Annotated in this window: 11 protein-coding genes; 10 read left to right on the top strand and 1 reads right to left on the bottom strand. The window is 70.4% G+C overall.

Annotation, left to right across the window (positions count from 1 at the left end; all coding sequences use genetic code 11):
- Nucleotides 1-140: 140 nt before the first annotated feature.
- The 3 genes from VXC91_RS03020 (at nt 141) to VXC91_RS03010 (ending at nt 3,693) form a co-directional block, all read left to right on the top strand.
- Nucleotides 141-1,145 carry a DUF4349 domain-containing protein gene (locus VXC91_RS03020; protein ID WP_329504865.1) on the top strand — a complete coding sequence of 335 codons (1,005 nt, stop codon included), beginning with the start codon at nt 141-143 and terminating at the stop codon, nt 1,143-1,145.
- Between the two features lie 27 nt (nt 1,146-1,172).
- Complete coding sequence (locus tag VXC91_RS03015; protein WP_329504863.1) at nt 1,173-2,576, top strand: FAD-dependent oxidoreductase; 1,404 nt, start codon at nt 1,173-1,175, stop codon at nt 2,574-2,576.
- A 298-nt stretch (nt 2,577-2,874) separates the two neighbouring features.
- Complete coding sequence (locus tag VXC91_RS03010) at nt 2,875-3,693, top strand: rhomboid family intramembrane serine protease (RefSeq protein ID WP_329504861.1); 819 nt, start codon at nt 2,875-2,877, stop codon at nt 3,691-3,693.
- 286 nt (nt 3,694-3,979) lie between these two features.
- Here the strand turns inward: VXC91_RS03010 and hemE are convergent, their stop codons facing one another.
- Nucleotides 3,980-5,047 (bottom strand): uroporphyrinogen decarboxylase, encoded by a 1,068-nt coding sequence (gene hemE / locus VXC91_RS03005; protein WP_329504859.1) that lies wholly within the window; start codon nt 5,045-5,047, stop codon nt 3,980-3,982.
- 243 nt (nt 5,048-5,290) lie between these two features.
- Between hemE and VXC91_RS03000 the strand changes: the two genes are divergently transcribed.
- The 7 genes from VXC91_RS03000 to VXC91_RS02970 all read left to right on the top strand — a co-directional run bounded on the left by VXC91_RS03000 (nt 5,291) and on the right by VXC91_RS02970 (nt 15,189).
- Nucleotides 5,291-5,917, top strand: a complete 627-nt coding sequence (locus VXC91_RS03000; RefSeq protein WP_408057324.1) for a DUF3000 domain-containing protein — start codon at nt 5,291-5,293, stop codon at nt 5,915-5,917.
- A gap of 339 nt (nt 5,918-6,256) precedes the next feature.
- On the top strand, nt 6,257-6,919 hold the full coding sequence (locus tag VXC91_RS02995; RefSeq protein WP_003993737.1) for a response regulator transcription factor: 663 nt from the start codon (nt 6,257-6,259) through the stop codon (nt 6,917-6,919).
- A 214-nt stretch (nt 6,920-7,133) separates the two neighbouring features.
- The gene (locus VXC91_RS02990) at nt 7,134-8,408 is read left to right on the top strand and encodes a ribonuclease D (RefSeq protein ID WP_329504855.1); all 1,275 of its coding nucleotides are present in this window, start codon (nt 7,134-7,136) and stop codon (nt 8,406-8,408) included.
- 292 nt (nt 8,409-8,700) lie between these two features.
- Nucleotides 8,701-9,918, top strand: a complete 1,218-nt coding sequence (locus tag VXC91_RS02985; RefSeq protein ID WP_329504853.1) for a thiolase family protein — start codon at nt 8,701-8,703, stop codon at nt 9,916-9,918.
- Nucleotides 9,915-12,044, top strand: a complete 2,130-nt coding sequence (locus VXC91_RS02980) for a 3-hydroxyacyl-CoA dehydrogenase NAD-binding domain-containing protein (protein WP_329504851.1) — start codon at nt 9,915-9,917, stop codon at nt 12,042-12,044. Before VXC91_RS02985 ends, VXC91_RS02980 begins: the two co-directional genes overlap by 4 nt.
- A 250-nt stretch (nt 12,045-12,294) precedes the next feature.
- Entirely contained in the window at nt 12,295-13,707 is a 1,413-nt protein-coding gene (locus VXC91_RS02975) for a cellulose binding domain-containing protein (RefSeq protein ID WP_329504850.1), read from the top strand.
- Between the two features lie 18 nt (nt 13,708-13,725).
- Nucleotides 13,726-15,189 (top strand): polysaccharide deacetylase family protein, encoded by a 1,464-nt coding sequence (locus VXC91_RS02970; RefSeq protein WP_329504848.1) that lies wholly within the window; start codon nt 13,726-13,728, stop codon nt 15,187-15,189.
- Nucleotides 15,190-15,212: the final 23 nt, after the last annotated feature.

The following is a 15,212-nucleotide window of genomic DNA, read 5'->3' as shown; positions in this document are numbered from 1 at the left end:
GTCCCGCGGCCGGTCCCAGGCAACGGGTGTCCTCGCCGAGTCCCGACCGTGACCGCATCGGGACCGGATCCGGCCAACGTTCGGTGCGGGCCCGGCGTCCAAGAGGCATCCGTCACCACAATCCTCGGGGGTAGGACCACATGGTCACTCCACGCTCCGTACGGCCGGTCCAGGTGCTGGCCACGATCCTGCTCGCCGCCACGCTCGCGCTCGCGGGCTGCGGCGCCAACGACAAGAACAGCAGTGAAGGCGACGCCAAGTCCGGCGCGGCGGGCGCCCAGCGGCAGGGGGCCGCCGACAGCGCCGTGGGCGCCGACGCGAAGGGCGGCGGCAGCGCCCCGGGCGGTGCCGCGAAGGGCCCTGGCAGCACGCCCGCGCTCACCACGAACGACATCATCCGTACGGCGTCCCTCACCGTGCAGGTGAAGGACGTACCCAAGGCGCTCGACGAGGCGCGGACGACGGTCGTGAACGCCGGCGGGTTCGTCGGCAACGAGAACACCAGCCGCGACGCCCAGGGCCGCGAGCGCACCCGGCTCGTCCTGCGCGTACCCACCGAGAAGTACGACGAGGTCCTCGCCTCGCTCCAGGGCGCGGGCAAGCTGCTCGACCGGACCGCCCGGGCCGAGGACGTCACCGACCAGGTCGTCGACGTGGAGAGCCGCATCAGGTCGCAGCGGGTCAGCGTGGCACGGGTACGCGAACTGATGGACAGGGCGACCAAGCTCAGCGACGTGGTCGCCCTGGAAGGGGAATTGAGCTCGCGCGAGGCCGGCCTCGAGGCGCTGCTCGCCCGGCAGGCGTCCCTGAAGGACCGCACCAGCCTGGCCACCATCACACTCTCGCTGTCCGAGACGCCGGTGCAGAAGGCGGCGAAGGACGACCGGCCCGGGTTCATGGACGCGCTGGCGGGTGGGTGGAACTGGTTCGTCACGCTGCTGCGGTGGATCGCCCTGGCGATCGGGGCGGCGCTCCCCTTCGCGGTGTGCGCTGCGTTGCTGGTGCTGGTGTGGCTGCGGCTGGTACGCCCCCGGTCTGCCCGCCGTCCGGCGTCCGCGACCGCCGCACCGCCGGTGGGCGCGTTCCCCGCGGCCCGTACGGCGCCCGAGCCCGCCCGGGAGCAGGGCCGGGGCGAGCAGGACTGACATTCCCCGCGCACGTAGCGTGTTCGTATGAACATGAGTCGTACGAACCGTTCCGCAGAGCGCCTGGTCGTGATCGGCGGCGACGCGGCGGGCATGTCCGCCGCGTCGCAGGCGCGCCGCCTCAAAGGGCCCGACGAGCTGGAGATCGTGGCGTTCGAGCGCGGTCACTTCTCCTCGTTCTCCGCGTGCGGCATCCCGTACTGGGTGGGTGGTGACGTCGCCGCACGGGACGAGCTGATCGCCCGAACTCCCGAGGAGCACGCGGCGCGGGGCATCGACCTGCGGATGCGGACGGAGGTCACGGAGATCGACGTGGCGGGCGGACGGGTACTCACGCGGGCCGTCGACTCCGGGACCGAGGCATGGACGTCGTACGACAGACTCGTGATCGCGACCGGTGCCCGGCCCATCCGCCCCGATCTGCCGGGCGTCGACGCCCCCGGGGTGCACGGCGTGCAGACCCTGGACGACGGCCAGGCGCTCCTCGACACGCTGGCCGCCACGCGGGGACGCCGGGCGGTGGTCGTCGGCGCCGGCTACATCGGCGTGGAGGTGGCCGAGGCGATGGTCAACCGTGGCTACGAGGTCACCGTGGTCAATCGCGGCAAGGAACCGATGGCCACGCTCGACCCGGACATGGGCCGGCTCGTCCACGAGGCCATGGAGGGCCTCGGGATCAGGATGGTCAACGACGCGGAGGTCACCAAGATCCTCACCGGCGACGACGGCCGGGTCCGGGCCGTGGGCACGGAGGCCGCCGAGTACCCGGCGGACGTGGTGGTCCTCGGCATCGGCGTGCGCCCCGAGACCGCGCTCGCACGGGCCGCCGGGCTGCCGCTCGGCGAGCACGGCGGACTGCTCACGGACCTCTCGATGCGGGTGCGCGGTCACGAGAACATCTGGGCCGGCGGCGACTGCGTCGAGGTCATGGACCTGGTTGCCGGGCGGGAGCGGCACATCGCCCTGGGCACGCACGCCAACAAGCACGGCCAGGTCATCGGCACCAACGTGGGCGGGGGTTATGCCACGTTCCCGGGCGTCGTCGGCACCGCCGTGAGCAAGGTCTGCGATCTGGAGATCGCCCGCACCGGTCTGCGCGAGAAGGACGCGCGACGGGCCGGGCTCCAGTATGTGACGGTCACCATCGAGTCGACCAGCCGCGCGGGCTACTACCCGAACGCCGCGCCGATGACAGTGAAGATGCTCGCCGAACGCCGCACGGGCCGGTTGCTCGTCGTCCAGATCGTCGGCCGGGAGGGCGCGGCCAAGCGGGTCGACATCGCGGCGGTCGCGCTGACCGCACGTATGACGGTCGAGGAGATGACGGCCCTGGACCTGGGCTATGCACCTCCCTTCTCACCGGTGTGGGATCCGGTCCTGGTGGCCGCCCGGAAGGCGACCGCTGCGGTACGGAAGGACGCCGCCGGCTGACTTACGGCGTCTCGGCGCACGGCGCCGTGGCCTTCAGCGGCGCCGCCGCGCCCGCCGACAGCCGTGGGGACCACCCGCATGTCACCGGCCCCCACGGCTCACGCAGCGGACGGCCTCCACCGTCTCGTGCTGTCCGTCGATCCTCTCGATGGCCCGCCGGGCCTGCTCGGCGGGCGGCCGCGGAGGAGGCGACGACATCGAGGCGCGGAGGGTGACGGCAACCGGTTGAGGAGAGATACGCACAGGCGGACGGCCACGTTCACTGATTCGCCCGGCCCATCCAGGGCACTACTTCCTTGTGGTCATCCCCGTCCATGACGTAAACCCGGTGCGCCGTACGCCGTATGTGACGTACGCGCTGATCGCGGCCAACTTCGTCGTCTTCCTGTTCACCCCCGGGATAGCGGGCTCGGTGGCGGGACAGAGTGATCTGGCGCAGCTGTGCCATCTCCAGGCGTTCCTCGATCACTACGCCGCGGTGCCCCGGGAACTGATCCACGATCAGCTGCCGCGCCTCGTCCCCACGGGCGCGGTCGGCGTGGGCCCGCACGGCCCGGGCTGTGTGGTGGCCCCGCCGGACTACGACAAGTCACCGCCGGCGTCCGTCTTCACGGCGATGTTCCTGCACGGCAGCTGGCTGCACCTGCTGGGCAACATGCTGTTCCTGCTGATCTTCGGCAACAACATCGAGGACCGGATGGGCCACATCCGCTTCACGCTCTTCTACTTCGTGTGCGGGTACGCGGCCTCCTACGGTTTCGCCCTCGCGAACTCCGACTCGGGCGATCCGCTGATCGGAGCCTCCGGGGCGATCGCCGGAGTCCTCGGGGCCTATCTGGTCCTGTATCCGAGGGCCCGCGTATGGGTCCTCGTACCGTTCCTGATCTTTCTGCCGCTGCGGTTGCCCGCCTGGATCGTGCTGGGCTTCTGGTTCGCCCTCCAAGCGGTGTACTCCTCCGGCCAGGGCGTCTCCAGCGCGGGCACCGTGGCATACGCGGCACACGTGGTCGGCTTCCTGGTCGGCATGCTGATCGCCTGGCCCCTGCGCCCCGGCACCCCGCCACCGCCCGAGCCACGCGGCCTGCTGTTCGGCAGGCGAGCACGTCCGGGATGGTGAGACCGGCCGGACCCGGCCGCCGGCTCCGACCGGGACATCGGCCCCGGGACACGTGAAGTTGACAGCACCTCGGGCCCCGGACCGGACGATCGGACCACCGTCCCCGCCCTCGTCCGAGCGCGGACGAAGGCGCGGAAGCACACGGTGGACGGCAGTCGCGCCGAGCTGAGCGACCGTCACCCCGTCGCCGCCGTCGACGCGGCGGCACCGCGCGGGCGGTAGCAGCCGGGGCGCCGGAATCCGCTCCGGGACGAGTGGACCGGGCCGCCGGATGCAGAGGCAGCGGTCAGCGGGCCGTCCGCGTGTGGACGTACTCCACGAGCCGGGTCAGGGCGTCCGGGTCGGTGGACGGCATGACCCCGTGCCCGAGGTTGAAGACATGACCCTCGAGACGCGCGGCGGCGTCGAGCACCTCGCGGGTCTTGGCCTCGACCGCCTCCCTCGGTGCGAAGAGGATCGCCGGGTCGAGATTGCCCTGGAGGGCCTTCCCCGGGCCGACGCGGCGGGCCGCCTCGTCGAGCGGGACGCGCCAGTCGACGCCGACGACGTCCGCACCCGCCTCGCCCATCGGACCGAGCAGCTCGCCGGTGCCGACGCCGAAGTGGATGCGCGGGACACCGTACTCCTCGACGGCCCCGAACACCTTGGCCGAGGCGGGCAGCACCGAGCGGCGGTAGTCGGCGGGGGCGAGGGCACCCGCCCAGGAGTCGAAGAGCTGGATCGCGGAGGCGCCCGCTTCGATCTGGACCTTCAGGAAGGCGGCCGTGATGTCCGCGAGCCGGTCCAGCAGATCGGCCCACAGCTGCACGTCGCCGTACATGAGCGCCTTGGTGTTCTCGTACGTACGGGACGGGCCGCCCTCGATGAGGTAGCTGGCGAGAGTGAAGGGCGCACCCGCGAAACCGATGAGCGGGGTCCCGCCCAGTTCGGCGGTGAGCATCCCGATGGCCTCCGTGACGTAGGAGACGTCCTCGGGGGTGAGATCCCGCAGCTGCGCGAGGTCGGCCCGGGTGCGGATCGGGTGCCCGACGACCGGCCCGACGCCGGGCTTGATGTCGAGATCGACGCCGATGGCCTTGAGGGGCACCACGATGTCGCTGAAATAGATCGCCGCGTCCACGCCGTGCCGGCGGACGGGCTGGAGCGTGATCTCGGTGACCAGCTCGGGCCGCATGCAGGACTCGAGCATGGGGACGCCCTCGCGCACCTTGCGGTACTCGGGCAGGGAGCGCCCGGCCTGCCGCATGAACCACACCGGTGTGTGCGGAACGGACTCGCGCCTGCACGCCTTGAGGAAGGCGGAATCGTACGTCGCTGTCGGCTGGCCCGTCACGGGGCGGTCGTTGGCACTCACGCCAAGAAGTCTCGCACGCCGCCGGGACGGCCGGGCCCGGGGGCGACGGCGCTCCCGGGCCCGCTCGCGGGGCGGCACGGGCATCGCCCGGACGGGGCACGGGGCCCCCACCGAAACGACATCTCGCCGTTCCCGGCCAACCACCGGCGGGACGGGTGTCTCTCCCTGCGAACGCGCTTTCCTCCCCTTACTCTTCCCCGCATGGCTGCGGCTCAGGAACCACTGACGGACGGCGCTGGCGGAATGGACGACGCGGACGAGGGGGACGGCGATGCGATGGAGGCGGCTACGCCGCCGTTCCGCGCCGCGGTCGACGCACTGGAGGGCGCGCGGCTGCGGCCGGAGATCGAGATCGAGCCGACGCGTCCTCCGCAGCGACTCGCCCCGTACACCTACGCCCTGGAGGCCGCGGTCGTCCAGGAGGGCGAGGACCTGGCCGACGGGCGCCTGGTCCTGCTGCACGACCCGGCGGGGCACGAGGCCTGGCAGGGCTCCTTCCGCCTGGTGACGTTGGTGCGCGCCGAGCTCGAACCCGAGATGGCGGCCGACCCGCTGCTGCCCGAGGTGTGCTGGTCCTGGCTGACCGACGCGCTGCAGGCCCGCGGGCTGGCCTACGGCGAGCCCAGCGGCACCGTCACGCGCGCAAGCTCGCACTACTTCGGCGGGCTGGCCGCCCGCCCCGCCGCCTCCCAGATCGAGATCCGCGCTTCCTGGACCCCCCGCGAGGGCCTGGGCGGCGTCCCGGACACCGCCGCCCATCTGGCCTCCTGGTGCGACCTGCTCGCGCAGATCGCGGGCCTGCCCCCGGCGGGCCCGGGCGACTCCTCGGTGGTGACCCTGCCACAACGGCGGGGGCCGGACTCGCGCTGACGGACCTCATCGGCCGTGTCCTGACGAGGGCCGTGCCCCACATGAACCTGGGGCACGGCCCTCGTCAGGGCATTACCTCGTCACACCTCCGCCGACGGTTTCTTGTCATCTCTTTGTCGATACGGCCACTTTCGGCCCCGTATGGACAACAGAGCGAACCGATTCGATCTTCGGGTGATCGCGCGCGCGTCCGAATTGCACCGATTGTTACTCACCAAATCGTGATCATTCTCTAAAGGAGCACGAGTTTGATGCCGAAGACGACTGTGACCTTGAAAGCACGGTTCGTCCCGGCTTCATCCCCAGAGCCGGCCCCGTCCCGCACCCCCAGGAGGCCTGGTGTCCGTTCTCCTCGAGCAGCCCGCAAGCCTGGTCGCCTACCGCCCGAACAAGCCGACCGCCATGGTCGTCGTGGCCGACCCGCGCGTCCGTTCCACCGTCACCCGCCACCTCTGGGCGCTCGGGGTGCGCGACGTCATCGAGGCGTCGTCCATCGCAGAGGCCCGCCCCCGTATCGGCAATCCGCGCGACATCTGCGTCGCCGACGTACACCTCCCCGACGGCTCCGGCCTCACCCTCCTGTCGGAGACCCGCGCTGCAGGCTGGCCCAACGGTCTCGCCCTGTCCGCCGCCGACGACATCGGCGCGGTCCGCAACGCCCTCGCGGGCGGGGTGAAGGGCTATGTCGTCACCGGCACGCGCACGAACGTCGGGCTCCCCACTCGGCCCGGCGCCGCCCCCATCGGCGCCGCCGCCGCGCGCCTGCACCGCCGCCCCCCGGGAGCCCCGAGCCACCCGGGCGGCTACCGCGAGCTGTCCGGCCGCGAGGTGGAGGTGCTGCGCCTGGTCGCCGAGGGCCAGTCCAACAAGGCGATCGGCGTCTCGATGGGACTGTCCGCACTGACCGTCAAGAGCCATCTCGCCCGCATCGCCCGCAAGCTCGGCACCGGCGACCGCGCCGGAATGGTGGCGGTCGCGCTACGGACCGGCATCATCCACTGACCCCGCTCCCGCTGTTCACCCCCGTCCGCACCGTGCCGCCGCAGACATGGGTCCGGGGAGATCACCGCACCGGCGACAGCCGCCCCACGTCAAGCGGAGGATGTTGGTACCCCTCACCCGCGCGTGTGACACATGACTGGTTCACGACCCTCCATCGCCCGTCGACGGAACGTTCCGTCGACGGGCGTGCTCCATCCACCGATACCCTTGACAGGTGACCGAGGCCCAAGAGACCGCAGCAGACAGCCCACTGCGAACCATCGGAGGCGCCCCTCCGGACGATGTCGAAGCGGCGCCGATCCCCTTGCTCGAGCCGCGGGACGGCATCCCCCCCGTGATCGCCGACGAGGCCTCGCTCGCCGCGGCCGTCGCCGCCTTCGGGGCCGGCTCCGGCCCCGTGGCCGTGGACGCGGAACGCGCCTCCGGCTACCGCTACGGCCAGCGCGCCTACCTGGTCCAGTTGCGCCGCGAAGGCGCGGGCACGGCGCTGATCGACCCCGTCGCCTGCCCCGACCTGTCGGCCCTGGGTGAGGCGCTCTCCGGTGTCGAGTGGGTGCTGCACGCCGCCACCCAGGATCTTCCGTGTCTGCGCGAGATAGGCATGGTCCCCACGCTCCTGTTCGACACCGAGTTGGCCGGACGTCTCGCCGGGTTCCCGCGGGTCGGGCTCGGCGCCATGGTCGAGAGCGTGCTTGCCTTCGTGCTGGAGAAGGGGCATTCCGCGGTCGACTGGTCGACGCGGCCCCTGCCCGACCCCTGGCTGCGCTACGCCGCCCTCGACGTCGAACTGCTCGTCGATCTGCGGGACGCCCTGGAGAAGGAGCTGGACCGGCAGGGCAAGCTCGAGTGGGCCCACCAGGAGTTCGAGGCGATCGCCTCCGCGCCACCCGCGGAGCCCCGCAAGGACCCCTGGCGGCGTACGTCCGGCATGCACAAGGTGCGCCGCCGCCGCCAGATGGCGGTCGTCCGTGAGCTGTGGCAGACCAGGGACCGTATCGCGCAGCGTCGGGACGTCTCGCCGGGCAAGGTGCTCTCGGACGCGGCGATCGTCGAGGCCTCGCTGGCCCTGCCGCCGAACGCGCACGCCCTGGCCGCCCTCAACGGATTCGGGCACCGCATGGGACGGCGTCAGGTGGAGCAGTGGCAGGCCGCCGTCGATCGCGCCAAGGGGCTGCCGGAGGCCGAGTTGCCGCAGCCGAGCCAGCCGGTGACCGGGCCGCCCCCGCCGCGCGCGTGGGCCGACAAGGACCCGGCGGCCGCGGCGCGGCTGACCGCCGCGCGGGCGGCGGTCTCGGCGCTCGCCGAGCAGCTGAACATGCCGCAGGAGAATCTGGTCTCCCCGGACACCGTGCGGCGGGTGTGCTGGGAACCGCCGAAACCGGCCGACGCCGAGTCTGTCGCGGCCGCGCTCGCCGGACACGGCGCGCGGCCGTGGCAGGTGGAGCAGGTCACCCCGGTGCTGGTGGCGGCTTTGTCCGCGAAGCCCTGACAACCGGGAACGACGGGACGGGGCCGCCCTCGGGGCGGCCCTTCTCCATGCCACGGGCCGGTCCGCCTGCCTGAGCGCCGCCTCGGCCCCGGAGCGGAACGGCCGCGTCGAGAACACGCCAAGATCGGCGCGCCGTCGTGTGGGTAGCAGCGGAAGGACTCCCGTGGTGGTGTGACCTTCACCGCTTGGGCCTGCGGGACTGGGCAGCTTGGTTACCCACAAGTAGCATGGTGCTGAGCGCGCGCTCAGCGCGTCGCAGCAGTGCCATCCCGCACCCTGGAGGAGAGCCATCGTGCCTCGTACCGTCAGGGACGTCGTCTTCGTCGACGGCGTCCGTACCCCGTTCGGCAAGGCGGGCCCGAAGGGCATCTACCACGAGACCCGCGCCGACGATCTCGTCGTGAAGGCGATCCGGGAGCTGTTGCGCCGCAACCCGGGTCTCGACCCGAAGAAGGTCGACGAGGTCGCCATCGCCGCCACCACCCAGATCGGTGACCAGGGCCTGACGCTCGGCCGCACGGCCGGCATTCTGGCCGGTCTCCCTACGTCCGTGCCGGGTTACTCCATCGACCGCATGTGCGCCGGCGCGCTGACGGCCGTGACGACGACGGCCGGCTCGATCGCCTTCGGCGCCTACGACGCCGTCATCGCGGGCGGTGTCGAGCACATGGGCCGCCACCCGATGGGCGAGGGCGTGGACCCGAACCCGCGCTTCGTGAGCGAGAAGCTGGTCGACGAGTCCGCCCTCTTCATGGGCATGACCGCGGAGAACCTGCACGACCGCTACCCGCACATCACCAAGCTGCGCGCCGACGAGTACGCGGTGCGCTCGCAGGAGAAGGCCGCCAAGGCGTACGCCAACGGCAAGATCCAGCAGGACCTGGTGCCGATCTCCGTGCGCCGCACGAACCCCGAGAGCGGCGAGACCGGCTGGGGTCTGGTGACGGCGGACGAGCCGATGCGCCCGGGCACCACCCTGGAGAACCTGGCCAACCTCAAGACGCCGTTCCGCGTGCACGGCCGGGTCACCGCGGGCAACGCGGCCGGTCTGAACGACGGCGCCACCGCCTCGATCATCGCGTCCGAGGACTTCGCCCGCGAGAACGGCCTGCCGGTCAAGATGCGCCTGGTCTCCTACGCCTTCGTGGGCGTGGAGCCCGAGGTCATGGGCTACGGCCCGATCCCCGCCACGGAGAAGGCGCTCGCCAAGGCGGGCCTGTCCATCTCCGATATCGGCCTCTTCGAGATCAACGAGGCCTTCGCGGTCCAGGTCCTGGCCTTCCTCGACCACTACGGCATTGCGGACGACGACGAGCGCGTCAACCAGTACGGCGGTGCCATCGCCTTCGGCCACCCGCTCGCCTCCTCCGGTGTCCGTCTGATGACACAGCTCGCCCGCCAGTTCGAGGAGCAGCCGCAGGTCCGCTACGGCCTGACCACCATGTGCGTCGGCTTCGGCATGGGCGCGACGGTCATCTGGGAGAACCCGCACTTCGAGGGGGACAAGTGAGCACCACCGCCGAACTGTTGAAGGGCGCGGCCGAGCTGTTCCCGGACGAGGTCGTCACCCAGGCGCACGTACGCCACTTCGACCTGCCGCAGGGCGCGGGCCGTTTCGCCCTGATCACCCTGGACAACGGCTTCGACCACACCAAGCCGACCACCTTCGGCCCGCAGTCGCTCGCGAACCTGAACACCGCGATCGACCAGGTCGAGAAGGAGGCCGCGGACGGCGAGATCGTCGGTGTCGGCATCACCGGCAAGCCGTTCATCTTCGCGGTCGGTGCCGACCTCAAGGGCGTCGAGCTGCTGAAGAAGCACGAGGACGCGCTGGCCATCGGCAAGGGCGGCCACGAGGTCTTCAAGCGCCTGTCGACGCTGGCCGTCCCGACCTTCGCGTACTACAACGGCGCGGCGATGGGCGGCGGCGTCGAGGTCGGCCTGCACTGCACCTACCGCACAGTGTCCGCGGCGCTCCCGGCGTTCTCCTTGCCCGAGGTCTTCCTGGGCCTGGTCCCCGGCTGGGGCGGCTGCACCCTGCTGCCGAACCTGATCGGCGCGGACAAGGCCGTCTCGGTGATCATCGAGAACTCCCTCAACCAGAACAAGCAGCTGGGGGGCAAACAGGTCTACGAACTCGGCATCGCCGACGCCATCTTCGAGGGCGCCGACTTCCTCGAGCAGTCGCTGATCTGGACGGCGGCCGTCCTCAAGGGCGAGATCCAGATCGAGCGTCCGGTGATCGACCGCGGCGAGGCCTGGGACCAGGCCGTGGCCAAGGGCCGCTTCATCGCGGACGGCAAGGTTCACGGCGCGGCTCCGGCCGCGTACCGCGCGCTGGACATCATCGCCGCGGCGAAGAACGGCGACCTGCAGCAGGGCTACGACGCCGAGGACCAGGCCCTCGCGGACCTGATCATGGGCGGCGAACTGCGGGCGGGCATCTACGCCTTCAACCTCGTCCAGAAGCGCGGCAAGCGCCCGGCCGGCGCCCCGGACAAGAACCTGGCCCGCCCGGTCACCAAGGTCGGCGTCGTCGGCGCCGGTCTGATGGCCTCGCAGCTGGCGCTGCTGTTCCTGCGCCGGCTGGAGGTCCCGGTCGTCCTCACGGACATCGACCAGGAGCGTGTCGACAAGGGCGTGGGCTACGTCCACGCCGAGATCGACAAGCTGCTCGGCAAGGGCCGGATCAACCAGGACAAGGCCAACCGCCTCAAGGCGCTGGTCTCCGGTGTCCTGGACAAGGCCGAGGGCTTCGCGGACGCGGACTTCGTCATCGAGGCCGTGTTCGAGGAGATGTCGGTCAAGCAGAAGGTGTTCGCCGAGGTCGAGGCGGTCGCCCCGGCCCACGCGATCCTCGCCACCAACACCTCCTCCCTGTCGGTGTCGGAGATGGCGTCGAAGCTGCAGCACCCCGAGCGGGTCGTCGGCTTCCACTTCTTCAACCCGGTCGCGGTCCTGCCGCTCCTGGAGATCGTCCGCGGCGAGAAGACGGACGACGCCTCGCTCGCGACCGCGTTCGCGGTGGCCAGGAAGCTGAAGAAGACCGCGGTGCTGGTGAAGGACGCTCCGGCGTTCGTCGTCAACCGCATCCTCACCCGCTTCATGGGCGAGATCCAGAACGTCATCGACGAGGGCACCCCGGTCGGGGTGGCGGAGAAGGCGGTGGAGCCCCTGGGCCTGCCGATGTCCCCGCTGGTCCTCCTCGAGCTGGTCGGGCCGGCCATCGGCCTGCATGTCTCGGAGACCCTCAACCGGGCCTTCCCGGACCGCTTCACGGTCTCCCCGAACCTCAAGGCGGTCGTCAAGGCGGGCAAGCGCGGCTTCTATGTCTACGACAGCGGCAAGCCGGAGCTGGACCCGGAGGTCGCCGCGCTCCTGAAGCAGGGCGGCACGGTCCTGACCGAGGAGCAGGTGCGCGCCCGCGTCCTGGACGCGGTGGCCCAGGAGATCGGCCTGATGCTCGACGAGGGCGTCGTGGCCGAGGCTCAGGACATCGACCTGTGCCTGATCACGGGCGCCGGCTGGCCCTTCCACCTGGGCGGCATCACCCCGTACCTGGACCGCGAGGGCGTTTCGGAGCGGGTGAACGGCAAGAGGTTCCTGGAACCGGGCGTGGCGAGCGTCCCCGCGTAACGCACCACCCTGGAGGAGTGGGCCGCACGGCGAAGTGCCGTGCGGCCCACCCTTCTTTCAAGGGCTGTGCTGCGGCCCGTGCATCGGCCGTGTCTCAGGACTGTGTCTCAGGACGATTCCGTCTTGCAACGGGTTCACCCGATACGCATTCACACCACAGATAGGATCTACATAAGATCTGACCACAGATTCTCGTCCGTCTTGCCGATTCGCCCTCGATTCGGACTCGAAGTCACCCGTAGGAGCCTCAGTGGCGTCTGCCCGCCGCCAACAACCCCGACGTCGGGTATGGCCCAAGATCAAATTGCTGCTCATCGTGTGCGTGGTCGCCGCCGGCGGCACGGCCCTGTACCCGGTGTGGCGCGACGCACATCCGGAGCCGCCCGAGCTCGTGGTCCGCTACCGGACGGACACCGCTGCCGCCTCCGACGCGGCCAGGCCGTCGCTGGAAGTCTTCAACGAGTCGAAGAAGCCTCTGCCGCTGAGCGATGTCTCCCTCAGGTACTACTTCACCGCGGACGGTGCCACGTCGTACGCCGTCAACTGCGTCCAGGCCGAGGTCGGATGCTCGCACATCGCCGCGACCATCGGCGAACTCGACGCGCCGACCGAGACGGCCGACCACTACCTGGAGATCCGGTTCACCACGGACGCGGGAACCCTGGAGCCCGATGCGAACAGCAAGGGCATCGACCTCCAGCTGTACCGCACCGACCACAAGCAGCTGGACCAGTCCAACGACCGCTCCTTCGACGCGGAGAAGACCACCTACAAGGAGTCGAAGACGGTCACCGCGTACAAGCGCGGGGTCCTCGCCTGGGGTGAGGAGCCGGGCGGCGACCCCAAGAAGTCGGCGGACCCCTCTGCCGCCGCTCCGGTACCGGCCGCCCCGTCCGGGGTCCTCTTCGACAACTTCCACTACCTCGGCCCCAAGGACCCCGCGCTCTTCAAACACGGGTGGCTCGTCCGCACCAGTGACGGCGGCCCGGGCATCGACGACACGTGGTCGTCCGACGGCGTCAGCTTCCCCTCCGACAAGGACTCCCTGGGCGACGGCCAGGTGCTCAACCTGAGCGCCAGCACGGACGGCACCAAGGCCGGCACGAAGCAGGCCAGCGTCGGGACTTCGGGCCGGGAGTTCCGGTCCGGGACCTACGCCGCCCGGATCCACTTCAGCGACGACCCCACGTCCGGCAAGAACGGCGACCACGTCAACGAGACCTTCTACACCATCGGCGGAAAGGGCTCGACGTACAGCGAGCTCGACAACGAGTACCTGCCGAACGGGGGCTGGGGCCGTCTCGGGCCCAAGCTCGACAACGTGACCTGGCACACGGTGGAAGACCGGGTCTACAACACCACGCACAAGAGCCTCGCCGGCTGGCACACCATCGTGATCACCGTCAAGGACGACGTGGTGACCTACCACCTGGACGGCAAGAAGATCTTCACCACCAACGGCAAGTACGCCCCGCGCGCGGGCATGTCCGTGAACTTCAACACCTGGTTCGTGGACCTGCCGTTCAAGGGCGAGCGTTCCTGGGACATGAAGGTCGACTGGCTCTACTACAACTCCAAGCAAGCGCTGTCTCTGGGGGACGTCGACACCGCGGTGCAGGGCTTCAGCGAGAACGGCATGAATTACTTCAACACCACGTCCTGATCCCTGGGGGGGGCTCACGTGAACCATGAACCGGGCTTTTCCGCCCGCGGGCTGAGCAGACGCTCGGCGCTGCGTCTGGCCGGCACCGGGGGCCTGGTGACCGCCGGTGGTGCGATGCTGGGCACCGTACCGGCCCAGCCCGCCGCCGCGGCTCCTGCGGCCGCCGCGGCGGCGGCGATCGGCAACCTCACCACACCACCGACGTACGCCCCGTCCGGGCGCCGTCCCCGACACCGGCGCGCCACCTGGTCGCAGCAGTTCCAGTCGGGGCACGGCTGGTCCGCAGCGGGCACGGGCACCTCGTCCGCCGACGCGAACGACACGTCCGTCTTCGTACGGGGCACGCAGTCGGTCAGGGTGACCACCGCCGGCACCGGCAAGCAGTCGTACGTCCGCAGACTCGGCGGGCTGGCGACGAACCTGACCGGCAAGGCGATCAGACTCGTCTTCCGGGTCGAGGACACCACCGACCTGTCGAAGCTGTCCTTCTACCTGGGCAGCAGTTCGCTGGCGAACTACTTCCTCTGGCAGTTCCACACGCACTCCACCACGTCGACGAACTACGTCCAGTCCGGCGAATGGGTGACCGTGCACCTGCAGTGGGCCGACGTCACGAGCGCGTTCGGCACGTACTCGATCTCCTCCGCCGGAGTGCCGTCCACCACGACGGGGTTCACGGACATGTCGTTCGCCGTGTACGACAACGCGGGCGGCCCGGTCACGTACCATCTGCAGGCCGTCGAGCTGATCCCCGACACCGCCTCCGTCTTCCCGAAGGGCGTCGTCTCCATCACCTTCGACGACTCCCACACCTCCGTGCACAGCCTGGCCCGTCCGGTGATGGACGCGTACGGGTTCTCCGGCACGGTCTACAACATCGCCGACGCGATAGGCGCCGGAGACTACTTGACCCTCGACCAGATGCACTCCCTGCAGGACTTCTCGGGCTGGGAGATGGCCGGGCACTCGTACGCGACGAGCGCCCACACCGCGAGCTACAGCAAGCTCACCGCACAGCAGGTGGACAACGACCTGCGGACCCTGCGTGAGTGGCTGGTCTCCCACGGGTTCACCAGCGAGCACTTCGCCTATCCGCACGGCGCGTTCGAGAAGACGACGGACGGCGTTCCGGTCGACCAGATAGCGAGCCGGCACTTCACCACGGCCCGTTCCATCATCTCCGAGACGATCGAGTCCTTCGCCCCTGCGATGCCGTACCGCCTCAAGGCGCTGACCGGCATCACCGACGCATCGGGCATCGGCGGCACGGCGGTGGCGAACCTGACGGCGGCGGGCGGCCGGCTCGACCGATGCGTCAACAACGGGGACTGGCTGATCCTCTGTCTGCACCGGGTCGTCGACGGAACTCCGACGGCCAGCACGCAGATCGGCAGGACCGGCCTCGAGACGCTGATGAAGGCGATCTCCAACCGGGGGATCCCCGTCGTGACGGTCGCGGAGGCGATGGCGTACTACACGTAGGGGAGAAGACGGAAGGGGGCGGC

It is taken from the genome of Streptomyces chiangmaiensis (genome assembly GCF_036281785.1).
Lineage (GTDB): Bacteria > Actinomycetota > Actinomycetes > Streptomycetales > Streptomycetaceae > Streptomyces > Streptomyces chiangmaiensis.
This window is presented reverse-complemented; position numbering and strand designations above follow the sequence as displayed.

Excerpts from the sequence above, each read along its gene's own strand:
- VXC91_RS03000 (WP_408057324.1), top strand. The coding sequence starts at position 5,291 with ATGGACGACGCGGACGAGGGGGACGGCGATGCGATGGAGGCGGCTACG.
- VXC91_RS03015 (WP_329504863.1), top strand. The coding sequence starts at position 1,173 with ATGAACATGAGTCGTACGAACCGTTCCGCAGAGCGCCTGGTCGTGATC.
- VXC91_RS03020 (WP_329504865.1), top strand. The coding sequence starts at position 141 with ATGGTCACTCCACGCTCCGTACGGCCGGTCCAGGTGCTGGCCACGATC.